Consider the following 16,280-nt stretch of genomic DNA (forward strand, 5'->3'; position numbering starts at 1 on the left):
CGTACGAGGCCGAACTGTGCCCGGAAAGTGGTCTGTAGGGCAGGAGCCGCACAGGCGGGCGCAAGGGTCTGATAGATGTGGAGCCTCAAAAAGACCCCCGAGCAGATACGGGACGACGGACATGAGCGCCCCAACTCCGGCCCCAGGCGACGACAGGCCCCGCGAAGGCTACTACCCCGATCCGTCCATTCCCGGATATGTCCGGTACTGGAACGGCGCGGCCTGGGTGCCCGGGACCAGCCGTCCCGCCCCGACCGACGGCGAATCGCTCCCCACGCCTCCGGGCGCGGGCGGGGGAGCGGGTGCGGGAGCGGCGGCGCCGCTGCCCACGGAGGAGACCGGGCCGCACTTCTTCGACGAGGAGCCCATGCCGTCGTCGGAGCCGTCGGGCGGCGCGGCCGATGCCGATGTCTCGCAGCACGGGTCGAGGCCCGAGCCCGCCTCCGCGTGGCAGGCGGACGCGGCCCGGCAGGCGGGGCTCGGCGGCGAGCAGGAGCGCCGGATCTCCTGGGGCGGGCCCGAGCAGCGGAGCGCTTCGGGGGCCGCAGAGCCGAGGGACCCGCGGGACCCGCGCACGCCGAGCGGCCCGACCCCGGCGGAAACCCCTCCCGCCGCCTCCGCCGCCCCTTCTGCTTCCCCCTCTGTCTCGTCCCCTGCTCCGGAGGCCAACGGGCCCGGCACGGTGCAGATCCGGGCGATCAAGCCGGGCACGTCAGGCACTCCGCCGAAGCAGGAGAGGCGCGAGAAGCAGGAGAAGCAGGAGAAGCAGGAGCAGCCCTCCACCGAGGGCACCGTGACATTCCGCAGGCCCGCGGGGCCGGTGCGGCCCGCCGCGGCCCCGCCCGCCACCGAAGGCACCATGGCGATCCGGGCGCTGCGCCCGAAGTCGTCCGGCGCGGCGGCGCAGGCCCCGGCGCCCCCGCAGGCCGCCGTACCACCCCAGGCCGCCGCCCCCACCCCTGCTCCGGCCCCTGCGCCCGCGCCGGCACCCGCGCCCGCCCCCGTCCAGCCCACCGTCCCGCAGCAGGGCGGTGCGCCCGGTGGCGCGGCCTCGCCCGTGACGTCGGGGCCCGGTGGCGGCTCGCCCTCGTGGGCGCAGCAGGTGCACCAGCTCGCCGAGGGGGACGGGCAGCAGCCCGTCGTGCCGTGGAAGCCGGTGGCCAGCGATCCGTTCCTCGCGATGGCGCAGAGCCAGGCCGCGGGGCGGCCCGCGGGGCTCGGCAAGCGGTTCGCCGCGCGGTTCATCGACACCATCGTCCTGGTGGCCGTGACGGGGGCCGCTGCGCTGCCGCTCGGCACGAAGGCCGCCGACCACGTCGACAGCAAGATCGACGCGGCGAAGATGTCCGGCGAGAAGGTCACGGTGTGGCTGCTCGACGGCACCACGGCGGGGTACCTGGGCATGGTCCTTGCCGTGCTGCTCCTCTTCGGCGTCATCTACGAGGTACTGCCCACGGCCAAGTGGGGGCGGACGCTCGGCAAGAAGGTGCTGGGGATCCAGGTGCGCGACATGGAGGAGCACGAGACGCCGACGTTCGGGTCGGCGCTGAAGCGGTGGCTCGTCTACGTGGTGCCGGGAGTCCTGCTGATCGGAGTCGTCGGCGTGCTGTGGGGGCTGTTCGACCGGCCGTGGCGCCAGTGCTGGCACGACAAGGCCGCGGGAACGTTCGTGGCCGGCTAGGGCCCCCGCACACGTTCGAGGACGTTTGCGCGAGGGGCTTAACCCGGACAGCCGCTCGCCGGATGCGCCCCCGGCGCACTCGCGGTCGACTCGGCCCATGAGCACCGAACCGCCGCAGTACCCGCCGCCCCCCGACGACGACAACGACCCCTTCAAGAAGCAGCCCCCGCAAGGCAGCGGCGGCTCTCCGTACGACACGCCCCCGCCCGGCGGCGGCTCTCCGTATGGCACACCGCCGCCGCCCCCGCCGTACGGCGGCGGTGGAGATCCCTACGGGGGGAGCGGCGGCGGAGGTGCGTATGGCGGGGGGAACGACCCCCTCGCCGGTATGCCGCCCCTGGCGGAGAGCGGCAAGCGGGTGCTCGCCCGCATCCTCGACATGATCCTCGTCGGGGTGGTCGTCTGGCTGCTCTCCTGGGGCTTCGGCACGAACGAGTTCGACGTGGACCCGGACAAGGTCCAGTACGGCAAGAGCTTCGGGCAGTCGCTGCTCGCCGCCGTGCTCTACATCGCGTACGACAGCTTCATGATCTCCAGGACGGGCCAGACCCTGGGCAAGAAGTGGCTGGGGCTGCGGGTCGCGAACCTCAACGACGGGGCGACCCCCACCCTGCAGACCGCGCTCGTCCGCGCGGCCGTCCTCTGGCTGCCGTTCGCGTTCTGCTGCGCCTGCATCTGGACGGCGATCTGCGGCGGCTGGAGCTTCTTCGACAAGCCCTACAAGCAGGGCCTGCACGACAAGGCGGCCAAGACGGTGGTGGTCAGCACCGGCTGACGGCGACCGGTGTCGGTGACCGGCTGACGGCGAAGGAAACGGCTACCGCGGCGGCAACAGGTGCGGCAGCAGAAGCGGCAGTTCCGGCGGGCTCGTGTTCCTCACGGGCCCGCCGGCTCACGTACGGACTCGGCCAGTACGGGAGCGGAGGCCCGCTGGGCCGGGACGCGCTCGTCGGTGGTCCGGGTGGCGGGAGCGACGCGTGCGGCCGGTGAGGCCGCGGGTTTCGGCTGGGGCACCGTCATGGCCACCAGTAACCCGAGGCCGAGCGCGGCAACGGCTATCACCGCGACGCCGACCCCCGAACTCGTCTGGGAGAGCAGCAGCATGGCGAGCGTCGAGAAGATGACCGTCAGCGTGCCGTAGGTGACCTGAGCAGGGGTGGGACGAGGCAGCGGCATGGGACGAGGCATGGCGTAATCCGTCCTCGGGACAGCGGATGCGGGGGTGGTCGAGCCCAATGTGAAGCTGTATACGAATCAAAGGGTGCTCGGCTGCGCCGACTTGAGAAGTGCCGCCTCACGCTGTAGAGCACCGTCGATTGACTCTATTCCGCTGCATGCCCGACGGGAACGGGCGGTAAGCGTGACCTAACCCACGGTGCGGCAGCACAGGGGGCGCACGGGTTCATGACGTCCACCAAGTGGACGGTGGGACGCGCCTGTTGACCATGCCTACGGGCGGGCGCACATGTCCGGATAGCGGATCCACGGGCCTGCATAGTGTACTTGGCCTGTTCAAGTCAAGGTCTGTCTTTTCTTTCGTATCTCCGGTCCAATGTCGTCACTTGTGACGCGTATCGCGCGCGGACCTCCTCCGACCGGGACTTCGGCCCGCCTTCGCGCGGACGCGGGGGAGGACAGCATCAAGTGACAGTCAGAAGACGGACGTTCAGAGCCACCGCGGCTGCCGTGGCGATGGCCACGGCAGCCGCCACGTTCTCGGCAGCCGCCGCATCGGCCGACAGCGGGCCGACCGGAGCTCCCGCCATCGACCGGCAGGACCCGGGCAGGACCAAGGCGCAGGTCGACCACGACCTCGACGGGCCCTTCAGCAAGCAGCAGGCCCAGGAGCGGCAGGCGGCCCTTCAGCAGCTCGTCAAGGGCGACGCCAAGGTCCAGAAGCGCGGCGGCTCCCAGGTCGTGAAGCTCGACGACAAGAAGTACGTCGAGCTGGGCCGGGAGAAGACCGACAAGATCTTCACGATCCTGGTCGAGTTCGGGGACAAGGTGGACGACACCACCATGTACGACCCCGACGGTCCGGACGGTCCTGAGGCGCCGGTCAAGAAGTACGGCGGCAAGCCCGGCCCGGCGCACAACAAGATAGCGAAGCCGGACCGTGCGAAGGACAACAGCACGGCCTGGCAGAAGGACTACAACAAGAAGCACTTCCAGGACCTCTACTTCGGTGAGGGCAAGGACTCCACGGGCAAGAAGAAGGAGTCCCTGAAGACCTACTACGAGAAGACCTCGTCCGGCCGTTACTCGGTCGACGGTGAGGTCTCCGACTGGGTCAAGGTCGACTACAACGAGGCGCGTTACGGCTCGAACTACTGCGGCGACACCAACTGCCCGAACGTCTGGGACGCGGTCAAGGACGGCGTCACCGCCTGGACCAAGGACCAGAAGGCCCAGGGCCGCACGGACGCCCAGATCAAGGCGGACCTCGCCAAGTACGACCTCTGGGACCGTTACGACTTCGACGGCGACGGCAACTTCAACGAGCCGGACGGCTACATCGACCACTTCCAGCTCGTGCACGCGGGCGAGGACGAGTCGGCCGGCGGCGGCGCCGAGGGCGAGAACGCCCTGTGGGCGCACCGCTGGTACGCGTACGGCAACGACGCGGGCAACACCGGCCCCGGCAACAACAAGGCCGGCGGCACGCAGATCGGTGACTCCGGCATCTGGGTCGGCGACTACACGATGCAGCCGGAGAACGGCGGCCTCGGCGTCTTCGCCCACGAGTACGGCCACGACCTGGGCCTGCCCGACCTGTACGACACCTCGGGCAAGGGCGAGAACTCGGTCGGTTTCTGGTCGCTGATGTCGGCCGGTTCCTGGCTCGGCACCGGCAAGGACGCCATCGGTGACCTGCCCGGCGACATGACCGCCTGGGACAAGTTCCAGCTGGGCTGGCTCGACTACGCCAAGGCCAAGGCCGCGACGACGTCCGAGCACAAGCTGGGCGTCTCGGAGTACAACACCCGGCACCGCCAGGCGCTCGTCGTCGACCTGCCGAAGAAGGCCGTCACCACCAAGGTCACCAAGCCCACCGAGGGCTCCAAGCAGTGGTGGAGCGACCAGGGCGACGACCTCAAGAACACCCTGACGCGCCCGGTCGACCTGACCGGCAAGTCCAAGGCCGAGCTCACGCTCGACGGTTGGTGGGACATCGAGGCCAACTACGACTACCTCTACACCGAGGTGTCGACGGACGGCGGCGCCAACTGGACGCCCGTGGACGGCACTGCCGACGGCAAGCCCATCACGCGCGACGCCGGTGACAAGCCCGCGTTGACCGGTGTCTCGGGTGCGTACAAGAAGCTCGCGTTCCCGCTCGACGCGTACGCCGGCAAGAAGATCGACGTCCGTTTCCGTTACTCGACGGACGGCGGCGCGGGCGGCAAGGGCTTCGCGGCCGACGCGCTCGCGGTCACCGCGGACGGCGCCAAGGTCTTCGAGGACGGCGCCGAGGGCGACGACAACGGCTGGACGGCGAAGGGCTTTTCGCGCATCGGCGAGTCCTTCACCAAGAACTACGACCAGTACTACCTCGCCGAGAACCGCCAGTACGTGTCGTACGACAAGACCCTCAAGGTCGGCCCGTACAACTTCGGTTTCTCCGCGTCGCGTCCGGACTGGGTGGAGCACTACCCGTACCAGACCGGCCTCATGGTCTGGCAGTGGGACACCTCGCAGAAGGACAACAACACCAGCGCGCACCCCGGCCAGGGCCTGATCCTGCCGGTGGACGCGCACGCCAAGCCGCTGAAGTGGAAGGACGGCACGCTCCTCCGCAACAAGATCCAGCCGTTCGACGCGCCCTTCAGCAAGTTCGCGACGGACAAGTTCACGCTCCACAACGCGGACGTCGCGCTGAAGATCAAGTCCCAGAAGGGTGTCCCGGTCTTCGACGACCACAAGGGCACCTACTGGTACAAGGAGAACGGCACGGGAAGTGTCAAGGTCACTGACACCAACACCCAGATCAAGATCATCAAGCAGCCGAAGGATGGCTCCTCGATCACGGTCCAGGTCGGCCCCTCCAAGAAGTAATTAGCGTTTCCGCAGGTCAAGACATGATCGGTCGTCGCCCTCTAGCGGGCGGCGGCCGATCGTGTTTAGGTGCGTCCTGTGGATTTCTTATTGACACGGGGCTCGGCTGTATCGGACCTGGGCCTCGTGCGACGTCTCACGGGGGTGTGACCAGCCATGTCCGCAGGAGGTTTCAGCAAGCTGCCGAACGGCAGCGTGGTGGTGGCTCTGACCCTGCCGAGCCCGGTCATGGGCGGCGGCAACGTCCGGATGATCGTCCACGCGGTGAACCGCGCGAGGGCGCTGACACGGCTTCGGAACCTGGGCATGCGAGCCGTCTATCTGCGGGGCAACGCGGAGCCGCCCACGCCGGACGAGATCACGGCGGTGCTGCACCACCCGGACGGCCTGATATGGCGTACGGCGCCGGACGGCGCGGCCGAGCTGTGGCATCCCATCAGGGCCCTCAAGCGCCAGAGACCGGGCGTCAGGCCTTCCGAGGTGTGAGCGGGGGACCGCGGGGCTAGACGACCGGCTTCCCGGTCAGCTCGACCCCGGCCGCCCGCAGCTCCTCGATGGCCCGCTCGGTGGACTTCTCGGACACCCCGGCGGTCAGGTCGAGCAGGACCGTCGTGGCGAAGCCCTCCCGGACCGCGTCCAGCGCCGTGGCGCGCACACAGTGGTCGGTGGCGAGCCCCACCACGTCCAGCTCGGTGATCTTCCGGTCCCGCAGCCAGTCGGCCAGCGACACGCCGTTCTCGTCGGCCCCCTCGAAGCCGCTGTAGGCGGCGGAGTACGCACCCTTGTCGAACACCGCGTCGATGGCCCCGGACGCCACGACCGGCGCGAAATTCGGGTGGAACCCCGTCCCCTCGGTGCCCGCCACGCAGTGCGGCGGCCAGGAGCGGACGTAGTCGGGCTGGTCGGAGAAGTGGTCGCCCGGCTCGATGTGGTGGTCACGGGTGGCCACTACGTGCCGGTAGCCCGCCGGTGCCTGGCCGATCAGCTCGGTGATCGCGGCGGCCACGTCGGCACCCCCCGCGACCGCGAGGCTGCCGCCCTCGCAGAAGTCGTTCTGCACATCGACGACGATCAGGGCGCGGCGCATCGGGTGTCCTTCGGCTCGGCAAGGCTCGTAGGTGTTGGGGGAGGTCGGGGAGGGGGAGGGGGACTCGGCCGGATGAACCGAGCGTAGAGACTTCGCACGCGATGCGGGAGAGGGCGTTCGAGCGCCCTCTCTCCGCTCCGGCGCACAATCAGATGTATTCCGTCGGAATGACGGCCTCGCCCTTCGACAGCTGCGTGGCCGACAGGGGAAGCCGCGCCCGCGCCGCCGCGTGCCGGTCGCGCACGGTGTCCAGCGGCTCGCGCGCCACCACCTCACCGCCCTTGACCAGCTCGACGAGGAGCTGGTGGTCGGCGAGCTCCACGGGCACCGCACCCGTGCCGATCACCTCGGCCTCGGCGACCCCGTGCTCGTCGGGCCGCCGGGCGGCCCACTTGCGGCCGCCCACCGACGACTTGGCGCCCAGCGACTTCTTGGCCACCGGCTCAAGCGGGGCCTTGGGGTCCGCCGAGTGGGCGCGGGCCACCAGTTTGTAGACCATCGAGCAGGTCGGGTGCCCGGACCCGGTGACGAGCTGCGTGCCCACGCCGTACGCGTCCACGGGCGCCGCGGCGAGCGAGGCGATGGCGTACTCGTCGAGGTCGGAGGTCACGACGATCTTCGTCTTCGTCGCGCCGAGCTCGTCCAGCTGGTCGCGCACCCGGTGCGCGACCAGGAGCAGGTCACCGGAGTCGATGCGCACGGCGCCGAGCTCGGGCCCGGCCACCTCGACGGCGGTACGGACGGCCTCGGTCACGTCGTACGTGTCGACGAGCAGGGTCGTGCCGGGGCCGAGCGAGTCGACCTGGGCCCGGAAGGCGTCGCGTTCGTTGTCGTGCAGCAGGGTGAAGGCGTGGGCCGACGTGCCGACCGTGGGGATGTCGTAGCGGAAGCCGGCCGCCAGGTCGGACGTGGTGGTGAAGCCGCCGACGTACGCGGCGCGCGAGGCGGCGACGGCCGCGAGCTCGTGCGTGCGGCGGGCGCCCATCTCGATCAGCGGGCGCTCCCCGGCGGCCGAGGCCATCCGGGATGCGGCGGCCGCGATCGCCGAGTCGTGGTTGAGGATGGAGAGGATCACCGTCTCCAGGAGCACGCACTCCGCGAAGGAGCCCTCGACGCGCAGGATCGGCGAGCCCGGGAAGTAGACCTCGCCCTCCGGATAGCCCCAGATGTCGCCGCCGAAGCGGTACGAGGCGAGCCACTGCAGGGTCTCCTCGTCCACGACACGGCGCTCGCGCAGGAACCCGATGACGTCGGCGTCGAAGCGGAAGTTCTCCACGGCGTCCAGGACCCGGCCCGTGCCGGCCACCACTCCATAGCGGCGCCCCTCGGGCAGTCTGCGCGTGAAGACCTCGAAGACGGAGCGCCGGTCGGCGGTGCCGGCCTTCAGCGCGGCCTGCAGCATCGTGAGCTCGTAGTGATCCGTGAAGAGCGCGGTCGACGGAACATCCACCGGCAGCCCAAGGTCCGCTGTGTTCATACGAAGGATGCTACCCCGCATCTCGTCACTCTGACGATTTCCTGAGTCCATTTGTGCGAGGCCCGCCTGCGGGTGGCAGCATGGGACAGGTGAGTACGGCTCCCGCAGAGATCACCCGCCCCGAATCGGCCGAAGAGACCTTCGCCGTCCCGGAGCCGGATGTCCCATGGATCACGCTCGTCCATAACGACCCGGTCAATTTGATGAGTTACGTGACCTATGTGTTCCAGTCCTACTTCGGGTACTCGAAGGAGAAGGCCACGAAGCTGATGATGGACGTCCATCACAAGGGCCGCGCGGTCGTCTCCACCGGCTCCCGGGAGGAGATGGAACGCGACGTACAGGCCATGCACGGATACGGTCTGTGGGCCACCCTCCAGCAGGACCGGAAGTAGCGACGCATCTGATGCCAGGACAATTCGAAGCCATTCCCGGGGGCGGCGCGGCCGTCGCGCTCGACGAGGTCGAGATCTCGATCATCCGGTCGCTCGCCGTGCAGCTCCTGGAGCTGATCGGTCCCGGCCCCGCCGAGGACGCTTCCGACGACCCTCTCGCGGAGCTGTTCGCGGAGGGCCCCAGCGAGCCGCCCACCGACCCGGTCCTCCAGCGGCTGCTGCCCGACGCGTATGGCGGTCCCGGCAGTGAGAAGGCGGATGAGGACGAACTGCGCGCGTACTCCTCGGAGTTCAGGCGCTTCACCGAGAACGACCTGCGGGCCAAGAAGCGCGACGACGCCCTCGTGGTGATCCGCAGCCTGGACGCCATGACGTCGACGGGCGAGGGCGGCGCCGTCCTGAAGCTGTCCGCCGACGAGTCGCGGCACTGGCTCGGCGCGCTCAACGACCTCCGCCTCGCGATCGGCGCCCGCCTGGAGGTGGCCGACGAGGAGGACACGGACCTCCTCTATCAGCTGCCGGACTCCGACCCGCGCAAGCCGATGGTGATGGCCTACCTCTGGCTCGGCGGTCTGCAGGAGACGCTGGTCGCCACCCTCATCGGTTAGAAGTCACACGGAAACCGAGCGGGTCACCCGCAAAGTCGTTGTATGTAGCAGCGGTTACCTCTCGGTCGCTCATCGGACGCTCAAATCCGGATAACGATCGTGTCACTCCGTTGCCCATTTTTGATGCGGCAAGGGACTTTTGTCCGGTTCTTCTCGTGGCGTGGGCCACACGCCGCCCCTTCGATCACTGTTGCGGCCGTGATAAATCTTCACGACCACTCGGTGACGCCACCCATGTCACCGGTGGCGCTCGGGCCGGCAGACCGCCGGTAGCACTCCATCCATATCCGGGGGGATCAGGACCTGATCCGTGGCCATACGCAGACTGCGGGCACGGATCGGCGTGGAGAAAGGCGTCACCATGACCTCAGTGCAGGTCGAAGAGCACCACGACGGCAATGAGGCCGACGGAGCGGGCGGTTCGTCCGGTTCGTCAGGCGAGGGTTATCAGCGCGGGCTCGGCGCCCGGCAGATCCAGATGATCGCGATCGGCGGTGCCATCGGCACCGGCCTGTTCCTCGGCGCGGGCAAGGCCATTCACAAGGCCGGACCCAGCCTCATCCTGGCGTACGCCATCGCCGGCCTCGTCATCTTCTTCATCATGCGGGCCCTGGGCGAGCTGCTCATGTACCGCGCCGTGTCGGGCTCCTTCTCGGAGTACGCGCGTGAATTCATCGGCCCGTTCTTCGGGTACGTGACCGGCTGGACGTACTGGCTCTTCTGGGTCGTCACCGGCATCACGGAAGTCACGGCGGCCGCGCAGTACATGCAGTTCTGGACGCATGACTCCATTCCGCAATGGGCGTACGCGCTGATCTTCACGGTCATCCTGTACGGCGCCAACCTGATCTCCGTGAAGCTCTTCGGCGAGCTCGAGTTCTGGTTCTCGATGGTCAAGGTCACCGCGATCATCGGCATGATCCTCATCTGCGCCGGAATCCTCACCATCGGCTTCTCCGACGCCGGTGACACCGCCTCCGTGACCCACCTGTGGGACCAGGGCGGCTTCTTCCCGAACGGCATTGGCTCCACGCTGATGACGCTGCAGATCGTGATGTTCGCCTTCCTCGCCGTCGAGCTCGTCGGCGTCACCGCGGGTGAGTCCAAGGACCCGAAGACGGTCCTGCCGAAGGCGATCAACACCGTGCCGTGGCGTATCGCCGTCTTCTACGTCGGCGCGCTCATCATGATCCTCTCGGTCGTGCCGTGGACGCAGTTCGTGCCGGGCGTCTCGCCGTTCGTCGCCGCCTTCGACAAGATGGGTCTCGGCGTCGGCGCCGCGATCGTCAACTTCGTCGTCCTGACGGCCGCGCTCTCCTCCTGCAACTCCGGCATGTACTCCACCGGCCGCATGCTGCGTGACCTGGCGCTGAACGGCCAGGGCCCGCAGTTCTTCACCAAGCTCACGAAGAACGGCCTGCCGCTGGTCGGCACCACCTTCTCCGCCGCACTGATGCTGGTCGGCGTCTGGATCAACTACCAGTGGCCGGGCGAGGCGTTCAACTACGTCGTCTCCTTCGCGACCATCTCCGGCATGTGGGCCTGGATCATGATCCTGGTCTGCCAGATCAAGTACCGCCGCAAGGCCGACCGCGGCGAGCTGCCGCAGTCCTCCTTCCGGGCGCCGGGCGCCCCGTACACGAGCTGGTTCGCGCTCGCCTTCATCGCGATGGTCATCGTGATGATGGGCATCGACAAGGACGCGCGGATCTCCCTCTACGCGGCCCCCGTCTGGGCGCTCATCCTGGGCGTCGGCTACCTGATCATGCAGCGCCGTGGCCCGCAGGCGGCCACCGGTGAGACCGCGCCGCAGGACGCGGTGAAGTAGTGCCGTAAGGCTGCATCCCAGCATGTGGGCCGGTCCGTACCACTCTTCGGTACGGACCGGCCCTTCTGCTTATCCTGGCTGCCATGCTGACCCTCACCCAGGCCCTCCACGACCAGATCGTCGCGCACGCGCGCCAGGACCACCCCGACGAGGCCTGCGGTGTGGTCGCGGGCCCGGAGGGCACAGGCCGCCCCGAGCGCTTCATCCCGATGCTGAACGCCGCCCGCTCGCCCACGTTCTACGAGTTCGACTCGGGCGACCTCCTCAAGCTCTACCGCGAGATGGACGACCGCGACGAGGAGCCGGTGATCGTCTACCACTCGCACACGGCGACCGAGGCCTACCCCTCGCGCACCGACATCACGTACGCCAACGAGCCGGGCGCCCACTACGTCCTGGTTTCCACGGCCGACACCGACGACGCGGGCGAGTTCCAGTTCCGCTCCTACCGGATCGTGGACGGCGAGGTCACCGAAGAAGAGGTGAAGGTCGTCCAGGCATACTGAGCTTCACCTTTGAGGCGGCAGGACCCAGGAAGCCGGTGCGAATCCGGCACGGTCCCGCCACTGTGACCCCACCCTCCGCGGGCGGGGCAGTCAGGAACTGACCTGCCGCCTTCTTCTCCCACGACGCAGGGGACGCGGAAATCCCCTGGAGGAGGCAGCTCAGCCATGTCCCGCCCCATATCCCGCCCCCTACGCCTGCTCGCGGCAGCAGCCCTGCTCGTCCCGCTCGCCGCCTGCTCGTCCGCCGCCGACTCCGGCACGCAATCCGATGCGGGCAAGCCCACCGCGAAGGCCGCCGGATTCCCGTACACGGTCACCAACTGCGGCGTGAAGACGACGTACGAAGAACCCCCGAAGCGCGCCGTGACGATGAACCAGCACGCGACGGAAGTGCTCCTGGAACTGGGCCTGGAGGACCGCATCGCCGGCACGGCCTACCTGGACGACAAGGTCCTGCCGAAGTACGCGAAGGCCTACGCGGACGCCCCGGTCCTCGCCAAGGAGTACCCCTCCTACGAGAAGCTCCTCGCGGCCGACCCCGAATTCGTCTACGGCGGCTACGCGAGCGCCTTCCAGGCGGGCGAGGGCCGCAGCCGCGGGGCCCTGGCCAAGTCCGGCATCGAGAGCCGCCTCAACGTCGAGGGCTGCGCGAAGAAGCCCGTGACCATGGACGACGTCTACCGCGAGGTGCGGGAGGTCGGCTCCACCTTCGGGGTGCGGGCGCGGGCCGACAAGTGGGTGGGCCAGGCGCGGCGCGACCTGAAGGACGCCGCCAAGGACACGAAGGGCCGCGAGCCCGTCCCCGTCTTCGTCTACGACAGCGGCGACAAGACCGCGTTCACGGCGGGCGGCCGCGGCATCGGCAACGACATCATCGAGCGGGCGGGCGGCCGCAACGTCTTCGCCGACCTCGACAAGTCCTTCGGCGACGCCTCCTGGGAGACGGTGGTCGACCGCAACCCCGAGGTCATCGTGATCCTCGACTACGGCGGCACGACCGTGGCCCAGAAGAAGAAGCGCCTCCTGGACGACCCGGTCCTCGCGGACGTCCCCGCCATCGAGCACAAGCGCTTCGCGGTACTGCCGCTGTCGGACGCGGTGGTGGGGGTGAGGGCACCGGGGGCGGTGAAGAAGCTGGCGGACCAGCTGTGAAGGGGCTTTCGCGGAGCCGCTCCCAGCCCGTCCGGCGTTCGAGGACGAACTCGGCGAAGCCGGTGATGTACGGCACCGTCGTCGCCGGGCTCCTTCTCGCCCTCGCGGCAGCGGTCGTGGCCGGCCTGGCCCTCGGCTCGGTCCGTATACCGACGGCCGACGTCCTGGAGATCCTCACCGGCCACGCGGAACCCTCCCCGTTCCGCACCATCGTCCTGGACGTAAGACTCCCCAGGGTCCTGCTCGGCGCAGCCGTGGGCGCGGGGCTCGCCGTCATCGGCACCGTCCTCCAGGCCCTGGTGCGCAACCCCCTCGCGGACCCCTTCCTCCTCGGCGTCTCCTCCGGCGCCTCGGCCGGAGCGGTGGCCGTCATCGTCCTCGGCAGCGTCTTCGGCCTGGGCGCGGGCCTCGCCACCACCGTCACCCTCCCCGCCGCGGCCTTCGCCGGCGCCCTGCTCTCACTGCTCGTCGTCTACACCCTGGCAAGATCCGGCGGCGGATTCGCCACCGGCCGCCTGATCCTGGCCGGAGTGGCCGTCTCGTACATCCTCTCCGCGCTGACCAGCCTCATCCTGATCACGGCCGACAGCGCCGACCACCTCAAGGAAGTCCTGTACTGGACCCTCGGCGGCCTCGGCAGCGCCCGCTGGGACATGCTCGCCCTGCCCGGCATCGCGCTCATCGCGGGCACGGCCCTGCTCGTCGCCCTCGCCCGCCCCCTGGACCTGCTCCTGGTGGGGGAGGAGGGCGCCACCGTCCTCGGCCTCGACACGGCCCGCTTCCGCGCCGCCGTCTTCGTCCTCGCCTCGCTCCTGACCGGCGTACTCGTCGCGTACAGCGGGGCCATCGGCTTCGTGGGCCTGCTCGTGCCGCACGCGGCCCGGATGCTGGTCGGCGCCGCCCACCGGGCGCTCCTGCCGGTGGTGGCCCTGATGGGCGCGGTGTTCCTGGTCGCCGCCGACCTCGCCGCACGCACGGTCGCGGCGCCGCAGGACATCCCGGTGGGCGTGCTCACCGCGCTGACCGGCGGCCCCTTCTTCCTCTGGATGCTGCGAAGGAACCGTACGGAGGCCACCGCATGAGCGAACCGGCAGTCCTGAGCACCGACGCGCTCTCCTACCGCGTGGGCGACAAGACCCTCGTCGACGACGTCACCCTGCACGCCGCCCGAGGCGAGACCATCGGCCTCGTCGGCCCCAACGGCAGCGGCAAGACCACCCTCCTGCGCTGCGTCTACGGCACCCTCACGCCCACCGGTGGCCGCGTGCTCCTGGACGGCGACGACCTCGCCGCCCGCTCGGCCAAGGACCGCGCCCGCCGCATCGCCACCGTCCCGCAGGACGGACACACCGGCTTCGAGCTCACCGTCCGGCAGATCGTCGCCATGGGCCGCTCCCCGCACAAACGCTTCTGGGAGGCGGACACCGCGCACGACGCCGCCCTGGTCGGCGAGGCCCTTGACCGGGTCGGCGCGGCGGACCTCGCCCACCGCGCCTTCGCCGGGCTCTCCGGCGGCGAGCGCCAGCGCGCGCTGGTCGCCAGGGCGCTGGTGCAGGAGCCCGCGGTCCTCGTCCTCGACGAGCCGACCAACCACCTGGACATCCGCTACCAGCTGGAGATCCTCTCCCTGGTCCGTGGCCTCGGCACGCTCGGCACGACGAATCTCCTCGCCCTGCACGACCTCAATCTGGCCGCGTACCACTGCGACCGTCTGTACGTCCTCGACGCCGGCCGCCTCGTCGCGTCCGGAGCGCCGAAGGAGGTCCTGACCAGCGAGCTCCTCGCCGAGGTGTACGGCGTCACGGCGGAGGTGGCGATACATCCGGCCACGGGCGCTCCGACGGTCACCTACCTGCCCCCAGCTGGGCCGCGTCCCCCGTCATCCACGTGATGGACGCAATCCGTCCACCATGTGAGATCACATTCCAGAACCCGGACCGGGAATCGATACGATGACCGCATGGTTCCCCACGACGTGAGCGACAAGATGCCGGGCATGCTGCTCGTTGCGCGTCTGCACGTCGATTTGTGCAGGCTCTCCAGCGCGATCTGTTCGCGCTGACAGCCGCCGCCGTACGGCCGTGAGCCGCGGCGCCACCTCCGCGTAACGCCTGACGCCTACGCACCCGAACTGACGCATCCGCACCACCGGGCCGCCGCGCGCCCACCCACGTGACTTCCCCCGACAGGAGCCCAAGCCATGGCCATCGAGGTCCGCATCCCGACCATCCTCCGCACCTACACCGACGGCGCCAAGGCCGTCGAGGGCAGCGGGGACAACCTCGCCGAGCTCTTCACCGACCTCGACTCGCGGCACGCGGGCATCGCCGAGCGCATCGTGGACGGCGACAAGCTGCGCCGCTTCGTGAACGTGTACCTGAACGACGAGGACGTCCGCTTCCTGGACGGCATCTCCACCAAGCTCGCGGACGGCGACAGCGTCACGATCCTCCCGGCCGTGGCCGGCGGCATGGTCTGATCCCGGATGCCTCGCTACGACTCCCCGCTGGCGGCCGTGGGCAACACGCCCCTCGTCCGCCTGCCGCGCCTCTCCCCGTCCGGAGACGTCCGCATCTGGGCGAAGCTGGAGGACCGGAACCCCACCGGCTCCATCAAGGACCGCCCGGCGCTGCACATGGTCGAACAGGCGGAGAAGGACGGCCGGTTGACGCCCGGCTGCACCATCCTGGAGCCGACGTCCGGCAACACGGGCATCTCGCTCGCCATGGCGGCCAAGCTCAAGGGCTACCGCATCGTGTGCGTCATGCCGGAGAACACCTCGCAGGAGCGGCGTGAGCTCCTCGCCATGTGGGGCGCGGAGATCATTCCGTCCCCGGCGGCCGGCGGCTCGAACACGGCGGTACGCGTCGCCAAGGAGCTGGCGGCGGAGCACCCGGACTGGGTGATGCTCTACCAGTACGGGAACCCGGACAATGCGGGCGCGCACTACGCCACGACCGGCCCCGAGATCCTCGCCGACCTCCCCTCCATCACCCACTTCGTGGCGGGCCTCGGCACGACGGGCACGCTCATGGGCGTGGGCCGCTTCCTGCGCGAGCAGAAGCCCGACATCAAGATCGTCGCCGCGGAGCCGCGCTACGACGACCTCGTGTACGGCCTGCGGAACCTCGACGAGGGCTTCGTCCCCGAGCTGTACGACGCCTCCGTCCTGACCACCCGCTTCTCGGTCGGCTCGGCGGACGCGGTGACGCGCACCCGGGAGCTCCTCCAGCAGGAGGGCATCTTCGCGGGCGTCTCCACCGGCGCCGCGCTGCACGCGGCGATCGGCGTCGGCAAGAAGGCGCTGGCGGCGGGGGAGTCCGCCGACATCGCGTTCGTGGTGGCCGACGGTGGCTGGAAGTACCTGTCGACCGGCGTCTACACGGCGGAGACGACAGAGGCAGCGATCGAGACACTGCAGGGCCAACTCTGGGCTTAGGTGCCCGGCGGAGCGGGTTCATCACCGGCTCCGCCGCGTTCGTCCTCAAAC

The 16,280-nt window shown here is 69.5% G+C and carries 17 protein-coding genes and 1 riboswitch; of the genes, 14 read left to right on the plus strand and 3 right to left on the minus strand.

The genetic code is table 11. The features are described 5' to 3' along the window. The first annotated feature begins 121 nt into the window (after positions 1-121). Together OG302_RS25930 and OG302_RS25935 are read left to right on the plus strand one after the other, a co-directional pair. A complete protein-coding gene (locus OG302_RS25930; protein WP_371528963.1) occupies positions 122-1,681 on the plus strand; it encodes an RDD family protein in 1,560 nt (519 codons plus the stop codon). Positions 1,682-1,778: 97 nt separating this feature from the next. Continuing rightward, positions 1,779-2,456 (plus strand): RDD family protein, encoded by a 678-nt coding sequence (locus OG302_RS25935; RefSeq protein ID WP_361836517.1) that lies wholly within the window; start codon positions 1,779-1,781, stop codon positions 2,454-2,456. Between the two features lie 101 nt (positions 2,457-2,557). Here the strand turns inward: OG302_RS25935 and OG302_RS25940 are convergent, their stop codons facing one another. After that, on the minus strand, positions 2,558-2,851 hold the full coding sequence (locus OG302_RS25940) for a hypothetical protein (RefSeq protein ID WP_371750234.1): 294 nt from the start codon (positions 2,849-2,851) through the stop codon (positions 2,558-2,560). 474 nt (positions 2,852-3,325) lie between these two features. On the opposite strand from OG302_RS25940, the gene OG302_RS25945 reads away from it, so the two are divergent. Together OG302_RS25945 and OG302_RS25950 are read left to right on the plus strand one after the other, a co-directional pair. After that, positions 3,326-5,737: an immune inhibitor A domain-containing protein gene (locus OG302_RS25945; protein ID WP_371528964.1), complete on the plus strand. Its 2,412-nt coding sequence runs from the start codon at positions 3,326-3,328 to the stop codon at positions 5,735-5,737. 156 nt (positions 5,738-5,893) lie between these two features. Continuing rightward, positions 5,894-6,223, plus strand: coding sequence for a hypothetical protein (locus OG302_RS25950; protein WP_371528965.1), 330 nt, complete (start codon positions 5,894-5,896; stop codon positions 6,221-6,223). A 16-nt stretch (positions 6,224-6,239) separates the two neighbouring features. Here OG302_RS25950 and OG302_RS25955 read toward each other — a convergent pair whose 3' ends face one another. Both OG302_RS25955 and OG302_RS25960 read right to left on the minus strand, forming a co-directional pair. Beyond that, positions 6,240-6,824, minus strand: coding sequence for an isochorismatase family protein (locus tag OG302_RS25955; RefSeq protein WP_371528966.1), 585 nt, complete (start codon positions 6,822-6,824; stop codon positions 6,240-6,242). Positions 6,825-6,972: 148 nt separating this feature from the next. Continuing rightward, a complete protein-coding gene (locus OG302_RS25960) occupies positions 6,973-8,301 on the minus strand; it encodes a nicotinate phosphoribosyltransferase (protein WP_371528967.1) in 1,329 nt (442 codons plus the stop codon). A gap of 80 nt (positions 8,302-8,381) precedes the next feature. On the opposite strand from OG302_RS25960, the gene clpS reads away from it, so the two are divergent. The 10 genes from clpS to OG302_RS26010 all read left to right on the plus strand — a co-directional run bounded on the left by clpS (position 8,382) and on the right by OG302_RS26010 (position 16,229). Then, on the plus strand, positions 8,382-8,696 hold the full coding sequence (gene clpS, locus OG302_RS25965; protein ID WP_363211444.1) for an ATP-dependent Clp protease adapter ClpS: 315 nt from the start codon (positions 8,382-8,384) through the stop codon (positions 8,694-8,696). 11 nt (positions 8,697-8,707) lie between these two features. Beyond that, positions 8,708-9,304: a DUF2017 domain-containing protein gene (locus OG302_RS25970; protein WP_371528968.1), complete on the plus strand. Its 597-nt coding sequence runs from the start codon at positions 8,708-8,710 to the stop codon at positions 9,302-9,304. Positions 9,305-9,665: 361 nt separating this feature from the next. Then, positions 9,666-11,132: an amino acid permease gene (locus tag OG302_RS25975; RefSeq protein ID WP_371528969.1), complete on the plus strand. Its 1,467-nt coding sequence runs from the start codon at positions 9,666-9,668 to the stop codon at positions 11,130-11,132. 83 nt (positions 11,133-11,215) lie between these two features. Continuing rightward, the gene (locus OG302_RS25980) at positions 11,216-11,638 is read left to right on the plus strand and encodes a M67 family metallopeptidase (RefSeq protein WP_361836495.1); all 423 of its coding nucleotides are present in this window, start codon (positions 11,216-11,218) and stop codon (positions 11,636-11,638) included. Beyond that, a riboswitch (cobalamin riboswitch) is annotated at positions 11,602-11,759 on the plus strand. It overlaps the preceding gene by 37 nt. A gap of 44 nt (positions 11,760-11,803) precedes the next feature. Continuing rightward, on the plus strand, positions 11,804-12,790 hold the full coding sequence (locus OG302_RS25985) for an ABC transporter substrate-binding protein (protein WP_371528970.1): 987 nt from the start codon (positions 11,804-11,806) through the stop codon (positions 12,788-12,790). A 65-nt stretch (positions 12,791-12,855) separates the two neighbouring features. Then, positions 12,856-13,872, plus strand: a complete 1,017-nt coding sequence (locus OG302_RS25990; RefSeq protein ID WP_371528971.1) for a FecCD family ABC transporter permease — start codon at positions 12,856-12,858, stop codon at positions 13,870-13,872. Beyond that, entirely contained in the window at positions 13,869-14,681 is an 813-nt protein-coding gene (locus OG302_RS25995) for an ABC transporter ATP-binding protein (protein WP_371528972.1), read from the plus strand. Before OG302_RS25990 ends, OG302_RS25995 begins: the two co-directional genes overlap by 4 nt. A gap of 69 nt (positions 14,682-14,750) precedes the next feature. Continuing rightward, positions 14,751-14,852 carry a putative leader peptide gene (locus OG302_RS26000; RefSeq protein ID WP_336605789.1) on the plus strand — a complete coding sequence of 34 codons (102 nt, stop codon included), beginning with the start codon at positions 14,751-14,753 and terminating at the stop codon, positions 14,850-14,852. A gap of 138 nt (positions 14,853-14,990) precedes the next feature. Continuing rightward, complete coding sequence (locus OG302_RS26005) at positions 14,991-15,269, plus strand: MoaD/ThiS family protein (RefSeq protein ID WP_371528973.1); 279 nt, start codon at positions 14,991-14,993, stop codon at positions 15,267-15,269. Between the two features lie 6 nt (positions 15,270-15,275). Next, positions 15,276-16,229 (plus strand): PLP-dependent cysteine synthase family protein, encoded by a 954-nt coding sequence (locus OG302_RS26010; protein WP_371528974.1) that lies wholly within the window; start codon positions 15,276-15,278, stop codon positions 16,227-16,229. The last annotated feature ends 51 nt before the right edge of the window (positions 16,230-16,280 follow it).

It is taken from the genome of Streptomyces sp. NBC_01283 (assembly GCF_041435335.1).
Lineage (GTDB): Bacteria > Actinomycetota > Actinomycetes > Streptomycetales > Streptomycetaceae > Streptomyces.